The organism is Anaerocolumna cellulosilytica, from assembly GCF_014218335.1.
GTDB lineage: Bacteria > Bacillota > Clostridia > Lachnospirales > Lachnospiraceae > Anaerocolumna > Anaerocolumna cellulosilytica.
In genome coordinates, this window is record NZ_AP023367.1 from 4,472,772 (window position 1) to 4,498,927 (window position 26,156).

Genomic DNA, 26,156 nt, shown 5'->3' on the forward strand with positions numbered 1-26,156 from the left:
TGTATGTGTTTATACATCCTGTCAATTCTATTATAATACATCAATTATTATATACTTACTAATGATAAATAATGTAGGATTATCTGTCAAGCGTTTTTTTATAAATTTTAACCATTCTATATAGAATCCAGTTCATTATAGAGAAGTTAATTGACCTACTTATAGGTATATGCCATAGCTTTCCAGTTGTTTTACAATTCCCTCTTTTTGTTCCGGTTTTTGGTTTAAGAATTTGTTAACTTCTTCAATGCTCTTTTCCTTGATTTCATTGTTATAATCAATCTGATCTCTTAACTTTTGTCTTCTGATATTTAGACGATGGCGTACTTCTACCATCTCCTTGTTGTCTAACAGAGCTACCACCTGATGCACCCATATATTAGGGTCTGTTAAACTATGATTTTTCAGTTCTTTTACCAATTCCCTGTTGTAGAATTCAAGTTGTCCGGTACTATTGTTAAATTTTCTTTCTTCCTCTTTTACCTTTTCATACTGTTCCCATAGATAGGCAAGTTCCGCATAACTGTTTATCATATACTTTTGATAGGCATAATCAAGAGCATTGGTGTTATTAATATACTTTATCTTCACTTTATTCAATAGCTGAATGGCTCGATTTAATTTTAAATCCGTCACTTTCTTATCTTTTTGATTCTCTCTCGCCTTGATAAATATATAGGCAGCAGATACAAGTGCCATCATAATTGTCAGGATAAAGGGAACTTCTAAATTTGCCTTAAAATGATTGCCTACTACAGCAAAAATTACAAATAAAATAATTACCATGGCGCTTGTGGTTGTTCCAATTCCTTTTAAATATGCTTGCTTTTTCTCAGTTTCTTCTTGCCTAAAAAATAGTGCTCCCTTTTCCCCCTCTAAGTACTGCATATCATTTTTGATGGAATTTGCGTACGCCTCATTGTCCTTTAACCGCCGCATTTCGCCCGGTAAATCATCTTCGAATTTTGCCAGATATTTAAACTGACTTTCAGATATATTTTTATTTTCACTTTGATATCTGGAACGTTCTCTGGTAATGGTTACTATTTTTCTCGCTAAGTCATTGATAAATTCCCTATCACTCTTTTGTATTAACTCTACCTTCTGCATATCCGTCAAATAAGAGGTTACCGCTTGGTATTCAAACTTTAACTCCTCTAATCGGTTCGTGCTCTCAATGATTTGCTCGCAATGCTCCATGACAGTACTCGCCTGCTTGTCCACAGCACCTCTGCTCGGTACACGCTCTCCTTTTACCAAATCATCCTTCACCTTAGAATTCTCTGCCACGGGATTCTCTTCCATAGAGAACTGCTCCCCCGCAACCGTTTCTTCTCCTCCAAAAGGCATTGCACTATATTTTTGTCTGGTTGTTCCGGTAAATAGTCTTTTTAGCAATCCCATATATGATTCCTCTCTAAATATATACATAGAAGCTATCAGGAATTTTCCAGTCTGAACTCCTGCTTAAAGTTCAAGGTAATTTCCTCTGCTGCCTGATAAAACTTTGTAATTCTTCCAGTGTCCTTACATTCTTTTAAATCTTGTAGGGCATCATAATCAGTTGAAGTCTTTGCACGCTTAAAGCCTTCCTCTAATTCTGCTTCAAAGGATTTACGCTCCTCCTCCGTTATACCATACTTCTCTGCCTCTGCTTTTAATACTTCTTCTTGCTTACTTAGTAACAAAGTAAAAAAATACTGCCTTAATGATTCCTTATTTTGATTATTATCGTAAGCTTCTTTAAAGAATCTTAACGCCTCTACAGGTCCAGTCATGTGAAGTCTGGCCAAAGCAAGATTATGCTTTAAATCTCCATATTCATCCTTTCTTAAGTTAAGAACCTCTTTACTGTTTAAAATTCTTTCATATTCCTTAGCTGCCTGGGTATACTGTCTATATTTTAAGCAGTTATCTGCTTTTTTCTTAAGTTTCTCAAAAGGAGTCAACTGTTCAGCCTGTTCCATAAGAAGTAGCAGTTGCTTAATTTCTTGTTCTTCATAGTAATCAGAGCTGCATAGTATTGTCACAATAATATCTTTCAGATTCGTAGGGTTTGGATTCGCTGTCTTTTCCCATGCTCCCTGCTCATTCATTGGCTTAATTAATTCTTCTACCCTTTTACTTAAATCCGGCAGACAGATTTCATGTTCTATCCAGTGAAGAAAGGAGGTCTGATAAAGTTCTTCTGTAATTGTATCGACATTATGGTAAATAAAATAACATAATTCTTCCAGAGAATAAATATATGTGTTGGTTAATTTAAAATAAAATGGTTTCTCAGCTTGTTTTCCGTTACATATAATTAATTTTCCCATTACAGCCTCCCTCTGCCGCTTTAGCGGCATACAAATACTGAGCGAAAAACACCCTCAGTGCTTTTTGCCGGTTGAAATGCTTTTCTCTTCAACCTAAACTCCTATCCATATACCTTAGCAAAACATATTTCCCTTCTCACGTAAGATCTTCCTCAGAGAGATTAATCTCTTTTTCCCATATTCGGTTAGTTGAAGGAAAGAAGTTTCCAAACCCCTTATCTTTAACCGTTAAGACGGCAACAGTTTTTGCAAAAAATTTTAAACGTACCTCAACTCTGGTCGTTTTATTCGGTCGGTTAGGCAGACCATCCAGGAATAAACTGTATTCCGTTATTCCGTGTTTTAATAAATCTTTGTAATACAGCGTAATCTGGTTCGTATCATCTAATAATAAATCAAGCTTTTCGTCTATTTCATACCATGGAGTTGCTGCCCTTGCCAAAACGGCTTCTGCGGTTTTAGCATCATAATAGCCCTGAATATAAAAGCTTCCGGTTATCATGTCCCCATCTAAAATTAAGAATTCTTCAAGCTTACGCTCTCCTGATAATTCTTTTGCTGCATAGCAGGCACCTTTGGTAAATAAATTTTGACCTTTAAATACCCTGCGCCCAACACACAGCTCCTTTAATACCGAATCTGCCCAATTGCTGTCGAATCCTTTTCCTGTAACATAGATTGTAGAAACAATTTGTTTATGAAGTGCCTTTTTGGCAATGCCAGCGAACAGAAAGGCAAGCTTATCCATATCTTCGAATTCTTCTAGCATCTCAAGCTTCATAATCTCTGACATATCTTTTTTCTGAATAGCAACCACATAGGGTTTTACCTTTCGGTTTATTGTTATCTGCTGATATATAAGCCCTTCTTCATCATATTCAAATAAAACCACATCATTAATCCATAGTTCTTTTGGCTGACTTAAGGCGTAGTATTGATAGCTTTGGGCATGATTTTGTATAAACGCCCGGTCTTTTCCGATACCCAAATTCTCAAGCGCTGCATAAATCGTTTCTCTCAAGTTCTCATTTAAATCCCTTAGTGTCACCACAAGCTTTAGTATACTATTTCCAGGATAATAGACTTTTAACAGCTGCAGGCTTTTACGAAAGAATTTTTCTAAAAGCAGGAGGGGCGTAAATTGTACACCGTAAATTTCTGTTTCTTCCCCTTTTTCTGCCCGTTTTACCAAATCCCTTATAACAACACCGGTGTTTCCTTCAGACAATACCAAAGCTTCCTCACCATAGACCCATTCCTTGCTCCCTGCTTTCACACCTAATACAGTTGGTATAATATATTTGTTCTTATCGGAAGTCGGACAGATGGATTCCGGTTCATAAGTTTTATAACTAAAACAGCTTATTTGAGAAAAATCATTGCACAGGTCAAAGCCCACCAACAGATTCTTTGTTTCTCCCATCTCCTATACCTCCTCCCATCAATTTCATCTGTTAAAACAATCGCAAACAACTCTTTTATTGGTGGAATCAGGCAGAGTCACCAAAAATGGGTTCTGGTGCAGTTGTAACTCCCCATTATTTGGGTGGTTCTGCCTTCTTCCTGCTCTATATAATGCATTTTGCAATTATTTATTCTGCTACAGCGGTTTAAACAGATCCTTAATTACGCTCTGCTGCATATAATAATTGTTTATACATTCTGATAAAGTTTTATCATCCTGCATCTCTAAGGCTGTAAGCATAAAATTCAATTGATTATATCTTGTGTCTTCCTCAAGCTTCATATCCTGTCCTAACCGTACAGTAACACTTTCTGTATTAACTATCTGCCCTTCACTGTCCTCTTCTGAAATATAATACTGTATACTTTCATCACAAAACAAGATAAATTCCTTAACATGTATTCCAAGATAAACATTCATCATTTCTTCTGCTATACATTCACCCGTTCCTTTTTTATCCTGCAAACTGTAATGTATGGTGACTTTATTGGCAGGATTGCTTATATATTCGATGTAAAACCGATCATTAATCCCCGGGCTTAAACTAAGCACATCCTGAAATCTTTTAAAGAATGGCAGTACAATCCCTTTTTCAACAAACTGATGCAGATTATAGTCTATGAATTCCATATCATTATTTGTAAACTGTTCTTGTGTTGAAAATTTCTTTAACAAGGCCAGCATACATACATCATTATCTTCATATACCAATTCTTTCTTCATAATCTCGAATAACTCAAGCTTCAATGCTCTGTCCATAATCACATATTTATAAGCGTAATAAGATAAAAAACCACGTATTAACTTATGATTGGTTCCTCTTCTATAATATCTAAGAAATACGTCTATACCTTTTTCCAGATAACTTTCCGCAAAAAGAATTTGACCTAACAGCCGTTCTTCCAGTAAAGCTGTATCTAGTTCAAAACCGTTGGCGGCTTCCCAAAGGCTGTACATATCTTCTGTTGTACCATTATAGTGCTCAACCAGATACAGTAAAATTTCCTCATTATATTTGCCTTCCTTAAAAATATAGAAAGCCAGTTTGGCAAGACGCTTCTCCTCTTCTTCATCCTGCGTCTCCTGCAATAAGTATGAACATAGTTTTATCAGTCGTTTGGAGGCAACTCCATCATATCCAAACTCCCAGGCTGCCTTCTTAGCAGTTTCGTAATTATCCCTAATAATCAATATTTCAAGCAGTTTGTTTCTGTCATCCTTTTTAAGCTCTTTTAAATCAATTTTTTGAAGATAGGTCTCTACTTGTTCACCTTGGAAATTATCATAATAATACGCAATCAAATCGAATAAAATCTTACTGTAGTATGCACCCGTTAATCCTTTCACCTGTAAAAGCAATTTACGGATTTCTACAGACTGGTCATCAAATTTTTGATAGACTCCTGCTCTTTCCGAAAGATTTAGCAGCAGCATAGGATGTACAGCACCGTGTACAAAACAGCTCTCACTGTAATAGTCCCACGGCATAAGCTTGTTTAATGTATAGTCTACCGTAGTTGAATAACGATTATCCATAGTATCTATTAGTAGTATCTCAGCACTTCCGGTATAGATATCAACCTGCGCACAACCATTGATCAATGGAATATATACCTCTTCTTCTATTTCCTTATGCACAACACAAACCCCTTTTATTAAGGGATTGTTGCAACCTATCTCATATCTAAACAAAACATAGGGAAGCTCTAATGCAACCTCAGCTGTCATACCTTGTCTCGTTATAATTTCTTCATACAACAAGGCAAGATTAGGATTGATAACGTGTTCTTTTAAAAGCCTGTAAGCAAACTGTTCCATCCGCATGTAATAATTGTGATAGATTGCTGGCAGCTTTTCTTTATTCTTGATGATATAGGCATATAAAAATGCTTTTTTCCTGTCACTTAAATTACTGTTATAGATAAAATATAAAAGTATTGGCTGAGGTAGTTCCACCTCCCCAGTTTCATCCAACGTGTACATATAATACTCATAAAGTTCGGTAATTCTAAGTTGTTCTTCCACACCAAGACGGAACCATTTAAAATACCGAATATTTCTCTTATGCCCCTTAATTAAGAGACTGCAGATGGCAGACAACAAGTCTTTCATCTGATAGTCCTTGTACAGTCTTATCAAGCAGTTATATATTAAATCATGATACTTCTTTCTTCGGCCTGCCATATATGTAAACAGAATTGCTGTTTCTTCTGTGATACAATTGTTTTTTGTACCCCAATTTAAAATCTGAATTTCAAAAGCACTTAATTCATGTAGAAGTACCGGTTCTTCACTGATTGCTGTTATTGCTTCGTAATAAAGAATGGGACTCTTACAACCCCGTTCAAATTGCTGCTTTATTTCAGCAAGCTTCAATGCCTTGTTATGATCGTACCGTTTATCTATATAGAACAGAAGCCAAAGAAGCCTCCAGTCAGAAGTCTGCTCATAGCTTTCCCTGGTAGCCTGAAGAGCTTCTTCTATGGCACTATCCTCCTTGGTATGCATGGCTTTTAAATATAGATAACCACAATACTTTATTGACGCCGTAAACTTCCATACGTCTGCCTTTGCCTGTAAATCCTCAAGCTGGTTACCAGCCTCTGTCTCCTTACCTGAAACAATTAGCAGGTGTACATAGATAAGATGATAAAAATCCTTATCCCCAACTGTCATTAAATCCTGTAAGACAGGAGCTGTCTGTGTTACATATTCCTCTAGGGATAACTTATTCAGACGGAAGTTTAAATAATTGTCTATTACTAGATAAGCATACTCCCGGTATTTTTTATAATCCTCACTTTTTTCCTTTTTCCCTTTTTTACATTTGCAAGTAATTTCTACAATCATAGTATCATGTACCGTTGTTAGATAAATCCTGCCATAATTAATTCCCGGGCGCATATACGCAGGATTTAAAACAAATTCCAAAGGATAGGTATTCCCTACAAAATAATCAGACCAGATAATCTTATGATCCAAGGTAATAAAAGGGACATCTGTCGTAACTCGGATTTCTGCATATCCCCAATTATCCTTCATCAATGTTACCTTATCCATGATATTATCACTTCCGATGTTATAATTCAGGACATTTTTATCTACGATGAAATTCACATGAAGCTTTTTACGTATGGTGACCAAAAATTCCTCCAAAGCCTGGCTCGCTGACCTGCTTCTTATCAGTCCCTGGTGTAACAGTTGATATTTTGCATCATGATATGTAACTACCTGACTAAATTCTCTGGTTTTTAAAAGCTTAATGGCTTCTGCCCAGTCCGACTTGGCAAGGTTGGTAAAATTATATAAATCTTTGACTTTACCTAAAGATGAATTAAGGTACGGAGCTTCTATGGTAATGGTAAAGGGCAGCTGTAGCTCTCCACATTCGCTTACAATACAAATATGACCCTTTATAATTTCTCCGGGCTTTTCATAGTCTCCAAGAACTTCATAGGTTATCTGGTTTTCTGCCCCTATGAAACTGTCCTGCTTAAGATAAAACAAAGGATGCGAAGAATAAAGGATGCCTTTAAACGATGTATTCCGTGTATTCTTAATTGTAAAATTGCCAGAATAAGTCCTTCCAGCATCCACTGATATTACTATTTCTTCTTCCGACAATAAAATATCCGGCTTTTCATATTCAAAAACACACTTTGCCAAACGCTCTACTTTTTCTTTCAATTGTTTCACCCCAAGCCTTGTTTTGTTCATTCTATGATTGCATTTTTTATGAAATAAATTATAATGATTATAACACTAATCGACATATATACGCAATAGAAAGAGGCAGTCAAATATGCAAAAGGTTTCGTTCATAAACCTGAGTCTAATAGCCTAAAATAACAGTATCTTTTGATATACCTCTACATTAAATAACAGGAAGGAATACAGTAATGATAACACCTAAGGAACACTTTCACGGAAGTGATTTAGAAAAGATAGAAGCTGTTTATGGAATCAAAAAAGAGGATATTACCAGCTTTTCAGCTAACGTAAATCCTCTTGGCATCTCTCCTAAGCTTAGAACCTCTCTAACAGAACAAATAGATGCTATTACAGGTTATCCTGACAGAGAATATACTAGTCTTAGGAGCAGTATTGCAAATTATATAAAAGCAGATAAAAAACATGTTCTAGTAGGGAATGGTTCCACAGAACTTATATCCATCCTAGTACAGTTAACTGCACCTAAGAAAGCAATGATTATAAGCCCAACCTACTCTGAATATGAAAGAGAAATCTCACTGGCAGGCGGAAGCTGCTCCTATTATGCTCTTACAGAGTCTTCTCTCTTTCAGTTGGATACAAAAGCGTTTCTAAAAGAATTGACAGAAGAGTTTGACCTTTTAGTAATTTGTAATCCAAATAACCCTACCTCCTCCTATATCTCTTCACAAGATTTAGACAAGATATTTACTATCTGCGAAACAAAGGGAATCTTATGCATGGTAGATGAGACATATGTAGAATTTGCGGAAGACATGGAGATGATTACTGCAATCCCTCTTATAGAAAAGCACAAAAACGTAGTAGTACTGCGAGGCATCTCTAAATTCTTTGCCGCTCCAGGCCTGCGTTTAGGATACGCTGTGTGCAGTGATGAGAATTTAATCCATGCTGTTAATGCCAGAAAAAATCCATGGACGATTAATACTTTGGCAGCAATCGCCGGTGAAATTATGTTCTCTGATACAGAATACATTATGGCTACCAAGGAATTAATGAGAACAGAGCGAAACCGTATTTGCAAACAATTATCCGATTGCTCCAATGTAAAAGTGTACCCGCCTGCTGCTAATTTTGTACTGGTTAAGATTTTAAAGGAGGGCATCACTGCTGCAAACCTTTTTGATGCTGCCATCAGAAAAGGACTCATGATAAGGGACTGTTCGACTTTTCCTGGACTGGATGATACGTATTTTAGGTTCTGTTTTATGTCTCCTGAGAAAAATACAGAACTATTGGAGCTATTGTTTGAATTTATAAGAGAATTATGATACTGTTTTTAACTTAAATAACTCATTATGAATATAAGTTTCATAATGAGTTTCTGAATAATATTCTCCCATTTATTAAATAATACTCCAAAAGATAGCATGCACTTATCCTATTGATTGTGTTTAGCTAGGCATATCTTTTGGAGTATTTCCTAGTACTTACATCATTAAAATATATACGAATCATTTCTTTTTATTATGAAATCACCTGACAGCATCTTATGATGCCTGTGTTCCATTATGTAGATAGTATTTATAACTTTGCCTGTTAAAATAAGCTCTTCCGGTTTATATACTGATGAATACATGTATCTAGCCAGTTTTTTCCTTATCAAGTCCCAGTACTCTGTTATCTCATCCACAATCTGCGCATAATCCGTTTTTGGTCTGAAAATCATTCTAGCCCTGTAGGATTCAACTTTTTTAATGTTAATTACTTCATTAAGGCAATTAATTAATGGAACCACGTTCTCAGAAAGAACTTTCTCATCTTCTACTATCGTAGTATAAATCTCCTGAAACAACTTAATGTTTTCCAAACCCTTTAACACTATGTCTTTATACTTTAAATAGTTTTCTCCGAAGACATGTAAATGATTAAGTTGACTATTTTTATTTCCGTTGATTTCTTCGTCAGAATATAATGAGTAATTAGAATAACTTGGAATTCTAGTCATATCATTTTGAAAATTATTAATAAAACCTTCATAGGAGTTTATGACATCATCATACCCTAGTACACATTTTTCATAAGCAAGAGAGTCACTATGCCTGTGTTCAATAATATAACATTCTCTTTTCGTTTCATTAAAACCATAAATCAGCCAACTATGTGCCAAATGTTTCTTATGAAAAGTATCATTTCTGATTGGCTCATAATAAGAATCCACCCAAAGGATTACCGGCTTTCCTTCGGTAATTGAACTGGTTATATCATAAATAATATCTTGGCTGGTATTTTTTGCATGGGCAATTATTCCAATTTCATTTAAAATAATTGAATTATCTTTTATTGAATGGTAACTGACACTTAAGGGAATCTTACTATTATCACTATAATCATAGGCTATGATTTGATTCGTCAAAAACGCCAATACATCCTTCCTAAAGTATTTGACTACAGGAAAAAGAGAATTGTAAAAGCAGCTTTTATAATATACATCATTAAAAGGCTCGATACCCTCTAGTATCACCTCATTACTTACAGTGGCCTCAAGTGAAGGCTTTTCAGAATTGCAATCCAATGTATGTACTAATGAGAAAGCCTCGGGAGAGGTCTCCGCTTTATTTTTACTTATACCTTCGCCACATGACTTACTGTCAAGGAATGCTGCAAACTCTGCTAAGGTTGGATATTTATCAATATCTGAAGCATCTGCCAATATGCCCATTTTTTCTAACTCTACTTCCATTCCTACAGCAATAATGGAATTTCCCCCAATCTCATTAAATCTATCATTTACGTTAATTTCCTCAATATCCAACATACCTCCCCATACATCTGCCAACCGTTTCTCAGTTTCTGTATAGGAACCGCTTTCCCGGCCATTTATTTTAACTGCTGTATAATTACTTCTCCTATCAATACTGCATCTCTCAGAAGGAACTCGTTCTCCACTATTTTTTCTTACTATATAGTCATTAACAATATCAGGAATATTAATGTTTGTACCTGTGGATGACTCTCTCAAAACACGAATATTTAATTCACCCGGAATAACTCTCTGTATTCCGCTGTGTAATACCCTGTCAAATGCATTTATTGCCTCAGATATATCCATTGGTTTTAAAAATTCAATGCCACTTATCACACCATAGTCATATGCCATTCCTGTGTCTTTCCAAGCAGGCCAGTTAATTACGAAAGTCCTCTTACCCTGATTGTTTCTGTATGCTGCATATGCATCAAGAAAAGAATTTGCAGAAGTATAATCTCCCTGTCCTGCCCTTCCTATCAAAGATTCCATAGATGAAAACATTACAAAAAAGTCCGGTTCATCATCTTCGGTAAGTTTATCAAGAATCCATGTCCCAAACACTTTAGGGTTTAATACGTCTTTAAAAACAGTTTCATCTTTCTTAAAGATAAACCCGTCTCCAGCTACACCAGCACAATGGATAATTCCATTAATTCTACCGTATTTTTCCCTTAAGAAATTAACACATTTTTTCATATCATCCCAATTCGACACATCCGCCTCACAAAGCTCCACCACCGATCCTGTCTCTTCGATTTCACGTATCTTCTTTATTTGCTTTGCTCGCTTCCCTCCCTTTTCCTCTTCCATTTTCCATTCATTCTTAACTGGAAATTGACTTCGGCTAATCAATGCAAGTTTTACATTTTCCTTTTCTGCTAAATATTGTCCTATCTCAAGTCCAATGCCACCAGTGCCACCTGTTATTATGTATACTCCATTTCTTTTAATCACAACCTTATCTGTGGCTTCCCGGGAAAGTACCACATTCTCCAGCGTCTCTACATACTTATTCCCATCACGATATGCAATTATATAATCTTTAGCAGTTCGATCCAACTCCGCAATTATGTCCTCAACTGTTGTTTTGCTGTCAATATCCAGACACCTTATGGCAAATTTTCTGTATTCTTTTGGAATTACCCTGCCCAATCCAAAAAGTGGTGCTTGCCATGGACTGAGATTTTCCTCACTACCGGTAACTTGATTTACATTTTGTGAAACCAATAAAAAATCTACCTTTTGTTTATTCTCACTTTGGAGAAGTGCTCTTATCAGGTTCAAAAAGCTAAATACTCCTCTTTGTTGGATTTCATGTAATTCACGAATGGTTTCAGGTTCCATGGTATCCATAGATATAGTAATATATAATACCTTCGAAAGTTGCCGTCCGCTGACTTCAGCAATGAGTCGGGTATAGTCGTGCATGGATTTACCAACTATGTATCTGTCATCACTAATTTTGCTGAAAGTATCTCCAAATTCAGCAAGAATTACCTCTCTTCCGGCCTCTCTTATTCCGGCTGTTATTTCCCGCCCCATATCGCTACCGTTGCATAAAACAAGTACACCTCCTTGATTAGAATGTACAGAAAACCTTTCCTCGCTAACCTTCTTCCAGAGAATTGTATGAAACATGTCAACCTCTCCGGTAGTGTTTGCACTCTCAAATTCATCTGGCCCTTTCAGCCAGCATCGCTTCCTTTCAAAGGGATATTCTGGCAACTCAGTCCGTTTACAATCTATGCCTTTAAAAAGAATCTCCCATTGGACAGCAGCACCTTGAATATACAATTCACAAAGCCGAGACAGTTCGTCATCTTTGCATTGCCCCGAATCAACAAACTCCTTTATCTTTCGATTTGCCTGCTCACTCATTTGTCTGATTCCATCCATAGAAATCTCTCCACTTGTTTGTGCTGAACCTGGATCTGCAGTAATCCTGTGCCGTCCATAGTATATTCCTTCTCTTTCATAGCTGCGTATATCCGACGCTATCATCTTGTCAAGCTTGTCTGCCAATTCCTTGCAGTCTCTGATGATCAACGCAAGTCTGAAAGTATGATGGTCTCTTCCTGTACTTGCAGTAAAACACATGTTTTTTAAAAAGTTTCCATCAACAGTTATATAGTTTTTAATATAATGCCGATACCGAGTAACAAGTGTTTTCAGAGCTTCTTCACTCAATGCAGAAATAGCCAGAACATACGGCATATCCTTATTTCCCTCCCCAGAACCTTTCTCATGCAGGGAAGGGGATTCCTCAACTACAACATGACAGTTTGTACCACTCAGTCCAAAGGAGTTTACTCCGCACCTTCTGGGAATTCCTGCTGTCTCCCATCTCCTAAGCCTGTTACAAATATACACAGGAGAATTTTCAAAATCAATATGACTATTTGGTCGGGAGAAATTAAGAGTAGGAGGCAGTTGCTTGTTTTTCAGAGCCATAATCACTTTGATTAGACCAGCTATACCTGCAGCGTTATCAAGGTGTCCGATATTTGTTTTAACAGAACCTATTCCACAGAACTGCTTCTTTTTTATATGCTGTCCAAATGCCCTCCGGATACCCTCCACCTCAATCGGATCTCCCAACCTGGTGCCAGTACCATGAGCTTCTATATACGTAATGGTTTCGGGGTTAATGTTGGCATCCTTCCATGCTTTCAGGATTACTTCCTCTTGAGCTGCAGAGTTTGGGGCGGTAATGCCACTTGAACTTCCATCTTGATTGACTGCAGTTCCTTTTATAACAGCGTGTATAATATCTCCATCGTCAATAGCTTTATTTAATGGCTTTAAAAATACAACAGCCACTCCTTCTCCAAATCCTGTTCCATCGGACGAATCATCGAAAGTCCTTGCCCTACTGGTAGAGGATTCTATTCCAATTCTTTGGCTGCTATTAGTTTTCAATGGAAGCAAATTTATATTTACTCCTCCGGCAACTGCCATATCACAGTCACCTGTACGTAAACCCTGGCAAGCCAGATGCACTGCAACAAGTGAAGAAGAACACGCTGTATCTACAACGATACTGGGTCCTTTTAAATCTAAAGTATAAGAAATCCTTCCTGCCAGAATTGATTCAATGTTTCCGGTGAGTGTAAAGCCTGTAAAGGTATTCTCTGACCATTCTGCATAGCCTTTGTAACTTTCACCAAAGTCCGAACTATATCCGACATACACTCCTGTCTTCGTTCCTGTAATTTTAGTACCTCCATACCCTGCATTTTCAATAGCATTTACAGTAGTTTGAAGCAGAAGCCTCTGGCTAGGATCCATCAAGCTGGCTTCCTTAGGAGATAGCTTAAAAAAAGAACAATCAAACTTATCGATTTCATTAAGATAACCTCCAATATTATATAGTACATTTCCCTCTCTGCTATACATAGCTTTTACTGCTTTATCGGTGTCACCTCTCCGGCTGGCAGGAAAATCAGAAATACAATCTATTCCATTCTTAATGTTGTACCAAAACTCTTCAGTGGAGTCTGCCTTTGGAAGTTTTACTGCCATACCAATAACAGCTATATCTTCCTTTGACCTTTTTCCGTAATCCAATTTTTTTTCCTGCTCTATAGTCTTCAGCATTGTGAGTATATCAATGGCCACCTGTTTTTCAATTTTTCCATTTGACACATTCTCCAGGATATATTTGTAATAATCTTTCACAAAAGTCCCTCCGGTCAATATTTTATATTAGCTATTTATATAATCATTTACTATGTTGTTATATGATATATCCGCCTGATACATTGTATTTTTTAGCCCTTATACCGACTTAATATTAATCTAATTCATCTTATTAATCTTTCTTACAGCTTCATCAATATCAATTTCACCTTTTTCCATATCTGAAAATAAACTTTCCATTTCTTTTGCAATTCTCTGACTGCTTTCCATACCATCAGTAACGTTTTTAGCCTGAATATATCCTGAGAGCTTTGCTATGGTGGGATATGTAAATATATCTACGATTGCAACTTCTCCCGGATATTTTTCCTCAATTCTTGCATACATTCGGTTAGCAAGAAATGAATCTCCCCCAATAGCGAAGAAATTGTCATGTACACCAACCAATTTAGTATTTAATAGGCTTTGCCATATATCTGCAAGAAAGGTTTCGATTTCAGTAACCGGTCTTACATACTCATGCTCCAGAAGCGGTCTTTCCGAGACTTCCATACTGGAAAGTGTTTTTCTGTCAATTTTTCCATTAGGGGTTAAGGGTATATGATCCAGATGTATAAATTGTGATGGAATCATATATTCAGGCAGTTTTGACTGAAGATGCTTCCTTATCCTATCAATGGGCTGTTCCTCATCAGTAACATAGAAACACACAAGTCTACTTGATTCCTCTGCTTTTTTCCCAATGACGGCTACCTCTTTAATTGAGTCATATTCCAACATGACACTCTCGATTTCACCAATTTCAATACGGTATCCCCGGACCTTGGTCATACCGTCATTTCTCCCCAGATAATCTACATTCCCATTCGACAAGTATCTCCCCTTATCGCCGGTCTTATAGATTCTTTCACCTGTTTCATCAAAGTTACTAAATGCCTCTGCCGTCTTTTCCTCATCCCTATAGTATCCTGGTGTTACATTTGCCCCGCTGATATATATGTCACCTTCTACCCCTACAGGACATAATTTCATGTTGTCATCAAGAATAAGTATCTTATTGTTATCTATTGGCTTTCCAATAGGTATTCTTGGCAACTTATCTATTTCATCGTTAACTTTATAACTAGTTACCCATATCGTTGCTTCTGTTGGACCATACATATTGATAACTTCAGCATTTGTAAAGTTCTCTCTGATTGATTTCGCCAGCTCCACACTCCATGCCTCTCCGCCAATCATTACACGCCTTATTCCAGAAAAATCTACTCCACAATCTTTTTCTTGTTTTTGGATCATAAGAACTTGTCTTATTAGCGTTGGAACTGAATGCCATATTGTCAACTGCTCTTTTTTAATAGATTCTAGCAGCAATTCTGTATTACTAATCCTTTCTTCTGAAACTATATATAAGCTGGCACCACTCAATAGAGCCCCAAATATCTCAAAAACTGATATGTCAAAGCTTACCGACGTAACCAACATCATCTTATCAGCCGAACATATCTTAGAATCCTTAATACTCCAATTGATATAATTTACCGCATTGGAATGTGTTACCATTACACCTTTGGGCAATCCTGTTGAACCTGATGTATATATGATATACATCAAGCTATTTCCAGTATTAACTGGAGGTAAATTTTCAGTACTTTGCTCTGCAACGTCCTCTTCAGTATAGATTATCTTAATCTTTCTTAACTTTTCAGCATTTCTTCCATTAAGAATAAACAATGTCTCTAAGTTATTCTCTTCCTCCAGCAATTTACTCACATTTTCAAACTGCTGTGTTTCTGTCAGTAATATCCTCATGCCACTATGGCATATCATATAGTTTATTCTTGCTACCGGAAATCCTGGGTCTATAGGTATGTAAGTACCTCCTGCTTTTAGTATACCGAGTATTCCTGTAATTGTATTGGTTCCCCTTCCTGTCATAATTCCAACAGGTGTATCAGGTAATACTCCTTGTTTCCGTAGTAAATTTGCTATTTGATTAGCCCTATTATTCAGCTCTTTATACGTCAGCTTTTCATATTCAGATATCAAGGCAATTGAATCTGGCCTTTTATTTGCCTGCTCCTCAAACATTTCATTCGTTGTAGCATTTCTAATTGGCTCTTCTTCTGCACTGAACTGCTTTATTAAAAGGGCTTTTTCACTTTCGGACAATAATTGAATACTACTTAAATCTTTATGCTGATCTTGTAGCAATTCCGTCAGAATACAAACAAAATACTGCTTAATATATTCAATACTTCCTCTTTTGAAAAGATCTGTATTATATTCAATACGTACCTCAATTTCATCGTCTAAATCTCTGCACAAAAGACTAATTTCGTATTGGCTAAGCTCCTCCATTTCAGGAGGTATATTATCGTAGAACTGATACATTGCACTAAATACTGGGCTTCTGCTTAAGTCCCGTTCTGGATTTACTTTCGAAACCACCATATCAAAGGGATATTTACCATTCCTATAAGCCCGGATACACTTCTCCTTGATAACCTTTAATAAATCATCAACTGTTTTTATTTCTTTAAAATTAATCCTTATACACAAAGTATTGATAAAAAGCCCCATGACATTTTCAAATTGTTTGTCATCCCTTCCAGCTATCGGGAATCCAACAATGATATCATCATCAAGTGTTATCTTCTTTAGCAATAGAAAATAAGTAGCCAACATTAGCATATATGGAGTTAATGTGTTTCTTTTCGACATTTCCCTGAACTTCTTTGTTTGTTCAGCATTGATTACAAATTTAATAAAACTACCATTATAGGTTTGCAATTGAGGCCTTACAAAGTCAGCTGGAAAGTTCAGTATTGGCAAGGGCTTTGATAGTTCCTCTACCCAATACTCTTCCATTAATTTTGCTTCAGTACTTTCCAGCCAATCATTCTGCATTTCTGCCCAATTGACGTACATAGGTTGTTGTGGTTTTACACTGACGGCAAGATTATTCTTATAAGAATCATAAATTTGTATTAATTCCTTAAACAAAATTTCGATACTCCACCCATCAGTTATAATATGATGTATGTTAATATAAATATAGCTTTTCGTTTTATCCATCTTTATTACTCTGATCTTCATGGGTATTTTACTCAAATCAAATGGCTTTTTATTTTCTTCTGCTATTATCTTTTTAAGTAATATCTCACCGTCTTTATTATCCGGCGAGCCAATAACTTGGATATCTATTTCCGGCTTATCTACTATAATCTGAGTAGGTGTACCTTTCGTTTCTTTAAAGATTGTCCTGAGAATGGTATGTCTAAGTATCAATGCATTAACTGATTTTTTAATAAGTACTGTATCCAGCTCATAGTTGACTGTCCGTAATAAGGATAAATTGTATACTGTTATCTCAGGATCATAATTTTGTAAAAACCACATTCTTCTCTGAGTACTTGATAACCGGTATTCTTTGTTAAAAGAAACATCCGTAATATCTGGCACTTTAGCAGAAATATCTACCTGGCTATCGCTTAAAACTTCCAATTCTTGAGTAGTAGTGGTCGACTTACTACTACCATTTTTCATATCAACTGTGGTATTTTTATACTCTATGTAATTGGAGAAACGTTCAATTGTCGGGTACTCAAAAACATCAGCAATATCAACAGAATAAATATACCTATCTTTTATAAGGTTAGCTATCTGAATTGCCTGAATGGAATCCCCTCCCAAACTGTAAAAGTCTTCATATATATCGAGTTCGTCTACTCCCAGAACATATGACCAAATAGAAGAAACTTCTTTTTCAAGTTTGGTATAATCATCATGTACTCTGCCCTTTAGCTTAACCTTTCTAAAACTGTCAGATTTCATTTTTCCTTTTTCACTGTGCTTTTTAACCTCTGTTATAATGCTATCTGATATCTTAAACAGGTTGGTTTCTAATGACTGCAATGTTTCATAATCAAAACTTACGGCAGCTACTATGACTCTCTGTATATCTTTACCTAATACTTTCTCAAAAGCATCAATTGCATCTCTCGTAGATATACCCTTAAAATAAACATTGTCTTTATTTACACCGTAATCAACTGCCATTCCTGTTTCATCCCATGCTGGCCAATTAATTGTTAAAGTTCTTCCACCTTTTTTGCTTCTGTATGCAGCATATGAATCAAGGTAACTGTTTGCTGCTGCATAATCACCCTGTCCTACTCCTCCTAGAAAGGAACTCGTTGAAGAAAACATGACAAAAAAATCCGGATTATCCTGGGAAGTAAGCTTATCTAAAAGCCATGTCCCATCAATTTTAGGCTTTAAAACTTCGTTAAACCTGTTTTCATCCTTCGTAAGAATTATTTTTTCTCCAGCAACTCCTGCACTGTGTACAACACCTCTTATCTTCCCATATCTGCTCCTGATATCATCTAAAGTGGTCTCTAGTATTTTTTCATCAGAGATATCTACACTGTACATAATAACAGTCGTTCCAGTAGCTTCAATAGCTTGTATTTTCTTTATTTTGCTACATAATTTGGTGTTTTCATTTTTCTTAAGTATTTCACGCCATTTTTCTCTGGATGGAAAGACACTTCTATTGAGTAGTACTAGTTTGACTCTTTTTTTTGAGGCAAAATACTCCCCAATTTCAAGGCCAATCCCCCCTGTTCCTCCAGTGATAACATATACTCCGCTATCACTAATTTGAATATCATTATCTTGAATTACATCTATGTCAATCTCCTGGAACTTTTCAATATATCTTTTTCCATTTCTGTATGCTGTTTTAAAATTATCTTTACCATGGATAATTTCATTAAGTACTTGGGACGATTTCGTATGCTCATCTATATCTATAGACCTGCATCTTAATGTAGGATATTCCTGCCTAACAACATTCATGAAAGCAACTAATGAAGAATTATATGGTCTTATTTCTTTTTCATCACCTGTTATACTGTCTGCATAATTTGACACAACAGTTATCTTAATATCCATCGGTAGCTTCTTAATCATCAATGCTTTTACCAGGTAGTACATACTATATATGCCCTTGTTAAGATTAATTTTGAGATTTTCTATATCGCCACTTCCGGAATAATCATCCGTTGAAGCCATATGAAGTATCCTAGATATGTTTCTCGCCTTTACATCATCAACCAATTTCAGATACTCATCATAGCTGCCGTTCAATTTGTACAGGTTATTGTTTACCTTACAATAGGATTCACCTATCTCAACTTCTATGATATCACATGTATTTTCATAGAGACCTTCAAGTACTTTATGTGACAGTGAATTGTGACCGTTGATTACAAGTATGGAACCATTGCTATCACGTACTTTTTCCTTTAGCAACGCATCTTCTATCCATTTAATTGTGTGATACATATTTATTGATTTGCTAGCAACTTGTTTATTAAACACCATGTCCAAATTATGGACACGTTTTATAACATATTGTTCAGCAAAAGCAAATACTTTCCCGTTTTCATCCAACAACAGTATATCAGAATTTAATGTTTCACTATGTTTTGTCATTTTTTCGTCTTTACTGTATGTACGGGTTATGTATGCATAAAACCGTATTGGCATCCTGCCATATATTTTCAGGCTGCTATACATAAGAGGTAGATGTACACCCTCAGCCGTATTGAAAGCCACCCAGTTTGCTGCGTTATCCATTAGTGCAGGATGCAACCAGCAGGTTCTTAAATCTTCAGCATATTTTGCCGGAAGCTCCAGTTCCAAAAGTACTTCTTCTCCGGTATATATTTCTTTCAGATTATCCCATCTTGGACCCCAGTCAAAAATCTCTGTAGATATTGAACGTGGATTGTTCAAATCAATTTTTGAAGAATAGTTCTGACAATTAAGCCTTGTCTTTAACTGTTCAATATCATAGTTCTCACCAATATTAGAAGATATACTCAATATTTTCCCGGTAACGTGGGTAATCCATTTTTCCTCCTTATATGTGCTAAAATGATTCTGCCTACTAATCACCTTAAATTCTAAATAATCTACATCATCTTTATAGATGACTGTTTGGACCTCTCGGATTTCATCACTTTCTATATACAACGGGGTCATAAAAACAACATTTCTAAGTTCAATACTTTGGTTTGGAAAATAATTTTCAGCTACAGCGCGCACTATTTCTAAGTATGTTACCCCTGGCACAGTTGGTCTTCCAGCAATTCTATGTTCATTTAAAACCCAGTCTTTCTTTAATGAAAAAGTGGAAACATAAATATCCTGCTGCATAGATACAGCTAAACAATTATCTAGCAAGTAATGGTCAATGGTATTAAAATCTACCTCTTTAACATTTTTTGATGGTTTAACAATATGTTTCTTTTTTTCAAATGGATATAGTGGTAAGCCTCCTATTTTGGTTCTCATACTTGGGTATACCATCTCCCAATCAATGTCAGCCCCTTGTGTATATAATAAGCATATTTCTTTCATAAGTACGTTATCAAAGATGCTTTGAGAAGCTAACAAATTAAGTTTCTTATTAGCAGCTTTATTCAATTCTTTTTTTTTCTCTTCAGTTATCTCAAAGCTGTTTTTTACTTCGCTAGAGTTATGAATAATCCTATGCCATCCATAAAATATATTCTCACTTGTAGTTTCTTCCATGGAAATAATATCTATAGCATTTTTCAATCGATTCCTCAACTCAGATTTCTTATTAAATAAGATGACCACCCGATATGAATAATGGGGTCTTGCAGTTTTTATTGTATAACAAAGATCCTTTACATCTACACTTTTATGAGAATTCAAAAAACTGCAGTATCTCTCTAACAGTTGTAATAAAGTGGATTTGGACGCTGCTGAAATAGTAAATATCCTATCTCCGATACAGTCTTGACCATCCTGATTTTTACGAGAAGGCGCATCCTCCAATACTATATGACAATTTGTCCCACTAAATCCAAAAGCACTGACTCCGGCTCTTAATGGTACGCTCCCGACTTCAAACATTGTCTGCTTATTTACAACATATACCGGTGAGTCATCAAAGTTGATTAAGGTATTGGGGCAATCGAAGTTAATTGCGGATGGTATTAATTTATTTTTTAGTATCATTGAAACCTTTAACAGCGATGCTACTCCCGAAGCTGCTACCGTATGCCCGATGTTAGATTTTACCGAGCCAATTCCGCAAAACTGCTTTTTTGAAGTGTACTTTCTGAAGGCTTCAGTAATACCCTTTATTTCTACTGGATCACCTAGTAAGGTTCCTGTACCATGAGTTTCAATATATCTGATAGACTCCGGATTAACACCGGCATTCTTCCATGCATTTATAATTACGTCAATCTGTGCAGTTACATTTGGTGCGGTTATTCCGTTTGAAGCTCCGTCATTATTCACAGAGCTTCCCTTAATCACTGCATAGATATTATCGCCATCCTTAACAGCCATATCCAGTGGTTTTAATATAAGAGCTCCAACTCCTTCTCCCCATAAAGTCCCACCAGCGTTTCTGTCAAATGCTCTCAATTTGCCGCTACTGGACTCTATTTCAGATACACCCACATCAGTTGAAGGATGTACTATAATATTAATTCCACCAGCAATTGCCATTTTGCAATCATCATTTCTTAGTGAGCTGCAAGCGTCATGGATGGCTACTAGACCCGATGAGCAAGCAGTGTCAACCACCATAGCAGGTCCATGAAGGTCAAGAATATATGATATTCTGCTTGCAATTATCCCAGTCAATGCTCCCGTGAGAGACAATATATTATCTTCATCTAACATACTTCTATAAAGAGAAGTACTTGTAGTATCAAGTCCAACAAATACGCCGGTATTACTATTTTTCAAAACCCTTCCGCCATACCCCGAATCCTCTATAGCTTCAAAAGCTGTCTGCAAGAACATCCGCTGTATCGGATCCATAAAGGATGCCTCTTTTGGTGAGATACGGAAATAAGAAGCGTCAAATTCAAATATTTCTTCAAGATAACCAGCTTTAAGTTTTGAATTTTTTATCCTATTCTTTATGCCAGGGGAAAATAACTCTAAATCGCTCAAACGATTTTCAGGAAATCTTTTTACACTATGAACCTCATTAAGAAGATTTTTCCAATACGTCTCTACATTATCAGCATCGGGAAAATGACATGCCACTCCTATGATTGCAATATCTTTTGAACTATCAGCTGCTTCTTTCTTACCCTGATTGTTTATGGCTTTCAGAATGTTGTATGCGTAGTCTTCTTTGATTTCTCCGTTTTTAACCAAGGCAAGTATATACTTGTTGATTGCTGACAGATTTGAGTTTTTGTTAATCATCATACCACTCCTTATTCAATATTTCCAATGACTCATCCAGAGATACCTCTCCTGTTCTCAAGCTCCTAAGTGTATTCATCAAGCTATCTTCTTCACTAAAAATTATTTCATTCTTCTTATTTTTGTTCTGCTGAAGAGTTGCAGCAACAAATTCTGCCATCTGTACTACAGTAGGATATGTATATATATCTACTACATTCAGGACATTCGGATATTCCTTATTAATTTTTTGTACAAGAATACTTGCTGATATGGAATCTCCCCCAAGATCATGAAAAGACTCATATATATTAACTTCCTTCATTTCTAGTACATCTCCCCAAATTTGGGCTATAATGCTTTCTGCTTCATTGTACTCGCTATTCTTTCTCCCCTTCATCTCTACAGGTGTAGAAGTTTTACTATGAGTTGATATACTATCCATAGCCTTCTGATTCAATACTCTTTCATTGTTGATAAGTAATTTGACTCTTTCTGAAACACTTATAGTATCCAAATCGTTAAGACTAATATTTTCACAATTTAATTCAGCTACAATTACATTGCTAACATCTTTTTCCAGCACCTTGGCAAATGCTGTTATTGCATCACCAGTAGTTATTGCTTTAAAAGCACCATCCTTGTTTACCCCGTAGTCTAGTGCCATTCCAATTTCCTTCCAAGCAGGCCAGTTAATTGTTATTGTCCTTTTCCCTTTCAGTCTCCTGTAAATAGAGTAAGCATCCATAAAACTGTTTGCTGCTGCATAATCCCCTTGTCCTGCTTCCGCAAGAAATGAGCTATTTGAAGAAAATAATACAAATAAGTCCAATTCATCCCTACAGGTAAGTTTATCCAAAATTAATGTTCCTGCAACTTTTGGTTTCAAAACTTCTGCAAACTGAGATTCATTTTTTCTAAAAATAAAATCTTTTCCTGCGATTCCTGCACAATGTATGACCCCATTTATCCTCCCCCATTCAGCTCTAACTGCATAAATTACTTCCCGCATAGCATTTTCATCAGAAACATCTGCACAATGCAATCTAACTTCAGATCCAAAGCTTTGTATTTCTTTTAACTTCTCTATCTTCCTGCATATTTTTTCATCCTTCTTCAATCGAAGTATCTCCTCCCATTCAATATCCAATGGGAAAGCTGTCCGATTAATCATCGCGAGCTTCACTTTATTCTGAGATGAAAGGTATTTTGCTATTTCAAGCCCAATGCCTCCAACCCCTCCTGTGATTATATAAACTCCTTGCTCTCTGATTTGTATCTTAGCATTTTCTAACAAGTCCAAGTCAAGAATATCAAGTTCTTCAATATATCGTTCTCCATTTCTGTATATCACTTGCGATTGTAATTCATCAGTATTCAATTCTCTTAATATATCTCTAAGTTCTGTACTTTCTGAGATATCAATACACTTACACATTAAGTTTGGGTACTCGTTCTTTATGACCCTTGCAAAACCAAATAATGATGCACTATCCGGGCGGATTATCACTTCATCTTTGACCTTGTAAGCATTATTGGAAAGAACCAGCATTTTGATTCTACTGGTAAGTCCAGCCTCTAGTAGACTTTTTGTTAGATAAAAAAGGTTATACGTATTTTCGTTATCTATTACAGCAAGCTCCTCTTTGTAGCTTCCTGTTTCAAATACTTCATTCTCTTTAATATCAGTAAATAAGATATTATTAATGTTATGTTGACTTAATGTGTTCATAAGTTTTATGTAATGTTCTGCTTTAGAGCTAATAGAATACCCATGTATAGTTGTCTGAAAGGAATCGTTTATCATGGAAATTACTACGCATTTTGAACCCAGAGCTTCAATATATTTTATTAGCCTTTCAATAAAACTGTTTTTTTCTTTGTAAAACACTAATGTAGTACCTATTAGCATACTCGGCTCACTTACTGAAAGGGGGCATTTTCTCCATGACATCTTATAAAAGTTATTCCATGAAGTATTTCTATTTGTGTCTGCTTTGTTTTTATCTGAACATATACCTGTATCAAGCCATACTCTTTGCTTTAAAAATGGGTAGAATGGAATTTTAATTCTTTTAAACATTTTATTCTTAAAAAAGTCTGTCCAATTTATTTCAGCACCATTTATATATAGTTTGCATAACTCCTTTAAAATTTCACTGCTCTTAACATTACCATCATACATTAACCTCTTAATTTTATCATTGGCCACAGTGGTTAATGCAAATTTCTCCGCTTCCGTTATGCCTTCAATATTTATCAGGTTGTCCTTTACCCTTACAACTTTGTGTTCCTTATAGAATAAACCTCTTTCATCGTCATTCAGCTCACCTATTATTTGCAAACCCTCTAAACTCTTCATAAGCATGTCTTTGTTGTCAAACATCAATACCAGCCTATGACTATAATGTCCTCTTCCAGTATTAGCTGTATAGCACAAATCACCCATACTTATGTGACCAGAGTGCTTTAGAAAGTTTAGATATTCACCTATCAAACTATTTAGTGATTCCAAACTTTTAGCAGATAATGCCAGAATATATGCACTGTCTGTAGATGCGACATTTTTAGCCTGTATCTTGGTGTCTGGAGCTTCTTCCAAAACCATATGGCAATTTGTTCCGCTTAGACCGAATGAACTGACACCTGCTCTTCTCGGATGCTCCTTTACTTCCCATTCGCTTGTTTTATCATTTATATAAACTGATGATTCTTCAAAATTAATATTTCTGTTCGGCTTCCTGTAATTTATTGTTGCAGGTAATTTTCTATTTTGTAGTGCTAGTACAACTTTAATCAATCCTGCTATCCCTGACGCATTATCAAGATGCCCTATATTGGTCTTGACTGAGCTAACGGCACAAAACTGCTTTTTTTCAGTATATTTTCTAAATGCACTACTAATTGCATCAATTTCAATAGGATCTCCCAATGGGGTACCTGTACCATGAGCTTCAATGTATGAAATAGATGATGGATTTATACCGGCATCTTCCCATGCTTTTAATATGACCTGTTCCTGAGCTAATGGGTTTGGAGCGGTTATACCTATAGAACTGCCATCCTGATTTACAGCACTTCCTTTAATAACAGCATATATCCGGTCGCCATCACTAAGAGCCTTATCAAGTCTCTTAAGCATAATAGCAGCCACACCTTCCCCAAGACCCGTCCCATCTGCATTATCATCAAAGGTTTTAGCCCTTCCATCTAAAGAAAGTATCTGTACACCACTTGCCTCATCATCATACAAAAATGGAGCAAGACATATCTTTATACTTCCGGTAACAGCCTGATCACACTCCTTGTTTCTAATAGCTTGACATGCCGCATGTACCGCAACCAGTGACGATGAGCAAGCAGTATCAATTAGCATGCTGGGACCTCTTAAATCAAGAATATATGCCAACCGGCTTGCGATTATTGATTTAATGTTCCCTGCCAATGCCAGTCCCTCCATATCTGACTGAGCAAGATGGATAGCACTTTTATATTCAATATTCATATCTGAGCTATAGCCCAAATATATACCTGTTGAACTTCCAGTCAAACATTTACCACCATAACCTGCATCTTCAATCGCTTCCCATGCCGTTTGCAGAAATATCCTTTGGTTAGGATCCATCAATTTTGCTTCTCTTAAAGACATTTGAAAAAACTGGTAGTCAAAATTATTAATATCTTCAAGGTATGCACCACATCTATACTCTACCTTTTCAGCATTATCAATACGATGCAAAATAGGAGTTATATCTGCCATTCTGGATTTAGGAAATCTCCCTACAGCATCTGCACCGTTTTTTATTATATTGTCCCAAAATTCCTCGAGATTTCGTGCACGTGGGAACCTACCTGACATTCCTATAATAGCTATGTCCTTTTGTCCTGCACTTGCATTTTCCTGCAATGCATGTATAATACTAGCTCCTATTCTTTTATCTATCTGCTTTGACTTTACTCCTTCTAAAATATATTTATATGCTTCATAAAAGTCATCCAT

General features: G+C 36.1%; 8 protein-coding genes. 1 reads left to right on the top strand and 7 read right to left on the bottom strand.

The window, feature by feature from the left end; all coding sequences use genetic code 11:
- Positions 1–159 precede the first annotated feature (159 nt).
- From acsn021_RS18640 to acsn021_RS18655, 4 genes are all read right to left on the bottom strand, one after another.
- Positions 160–1,404 (bottom strand): hypothetical protein, encoded by a 1,245-nt coding sequence (locus acsn021_RS18640; RefSeq protein ID WP_184091640.1) that lies wholly within the window; start codon positions 1,402–1,404, stop codon positions 160–162.
- A 35-nt stretch (positions 1,405–1,439) separates the two neighbouring features.
- Complete coding sequence (locus tag acsn021_RS18645) at positions 1,440–2,318, bottom strand: hypothetical protein (protein WP_184091638.1); 879 nt, start codon at positions 2,316–2,318, stop codon at positions 1,440–1,442.
- A gap of 136 nt (positions 2,319–2,454) precedes the next feature.
- Positions 2,455–3,741: a DUF5716 family protein gene (locus acsn021_RS18650; RefSeq protein ID WP_184091636.1), complete on the bottom strand. Its 1,287-nt coding sequence runs from the start codon at positions 3,739–3,741 to the stop codon at positions 2,455–2,457.
- Positions 3,742–3,918: 177 nt separating this feature from the next.
- Complete coding sequence (locus acsn021_RS18655; protein WP_184091635.1) at positions 3,919–7,470, bottom strand: DUF5717 family protein; 3,552 nt, start codon at positions 7,468–7,470, stop codon at positions 3,919–3,921.
- Between the two features lie 212 nt (positions 7,471–7,682).
- Here acsn021_RS18655 and cobD point away from each other — a divergent pair, with 212 nt between their 5' ends.
- Complete coding sequence (gene cobD, locus acsn021_RS18660; protein WP_184091634.1) at positions 7,683–8,786, top strand: threonine-phosphate decarboxylase CobD; 1,104 nt, start codon at positions 7,683–7,685, stop codon at positions 8,784–8,786.
- 167 nt (positions 8,787–8,953) lie between these two features.
- Here cobD and acsn021_RS18665 read toward each other — a convergent pair whose 3' ends face one another.
- From acsn021_RS18665 to acsn021_RS18675, 3 genes are all read right to left on the bottom strand, one after another.
- Positions 8,954–13,942, bottom strand: a complete 4,989-nt coding sequence (locus acsn021_RS18665; RefSeq protein ID WP_184091633.1) for an SDR family NAD(P)-dependent oxidoreductase — start codon at positions 13,940–13,942, stop codon at positions 8,954–8,956.
- A 120-nt stretch (positions 13,943–14,062) separates the two neighbouring features.
- Complete coding sequence (locus acsn021_RS18670) at positions 14,063–22,180, bottom strand: non-ribosomal peptide synthetase (RefSeq protein ID WP_184091632.1); 8,118 nt, start codon at positions 22,178–22,180, stop codon at positions 14,063–14,065.
- A complete protein-coding gene (locus acsn021_RS18675; protein ID WP_184091631.1) occupies positions 22,170–26,156 on the bottom strand; it encodes a type I polyketide synthase in 3,987 nt (1,328 codons plus the stop codon). The genes acsn021_RS18670 and acsn021_RS18675 overlap by 11 nt, the downstream gene beginning before the upstream one ends.

What these genes read in the sequence shown, in the direction of transcription:
- acsn021_RS18640 (WP_184091640.1), bottom strand. Translation starts at nt 1,404, where the DNA reads ATGGGATTGCTAAAAAGACTATTTACCGGAACAACCAGACAAAAATAT.
- acsn021_RS18670 (WP_184091632.1), bottom strand. Translation starts at nt 22,180, where the DNA reads ATGATGATTAACAAAAACTCAAATCTGTCAGCAATCAACAAGTATATA.
- acsn021_RS18675 (WP_184091631.1), bottom strand. Translation starts at nt 26,156, where the DNA reads ATGGATGACTTTTATGAAGCATATAAATATATTTTAGAAGGAGTAAAG.
- acsn021_RS18645 (WP_184091638.1), bottom strand. Translation starts at nt 2,318, where the DNA reads ATGGGAAAATTAATTATATGTAACGGAAAACAAGCTGAGAAACCATTT.
- acsn021_RS18650 (WP_184091636.1), bottom strand. Translation starts at nt 3,741, where the DNA reads ATGGGAGAAACAAAGAATCTGTTGGTGGGCTTTGACCTGTGCAATGAT.
- cobD (WP_184091634.1), top strand. Translation starts at nt 7,683, where the DNA reads ATGATAACACCTAAGGAACACTTTCACGGAAGTGATTTAGAAAAGATA.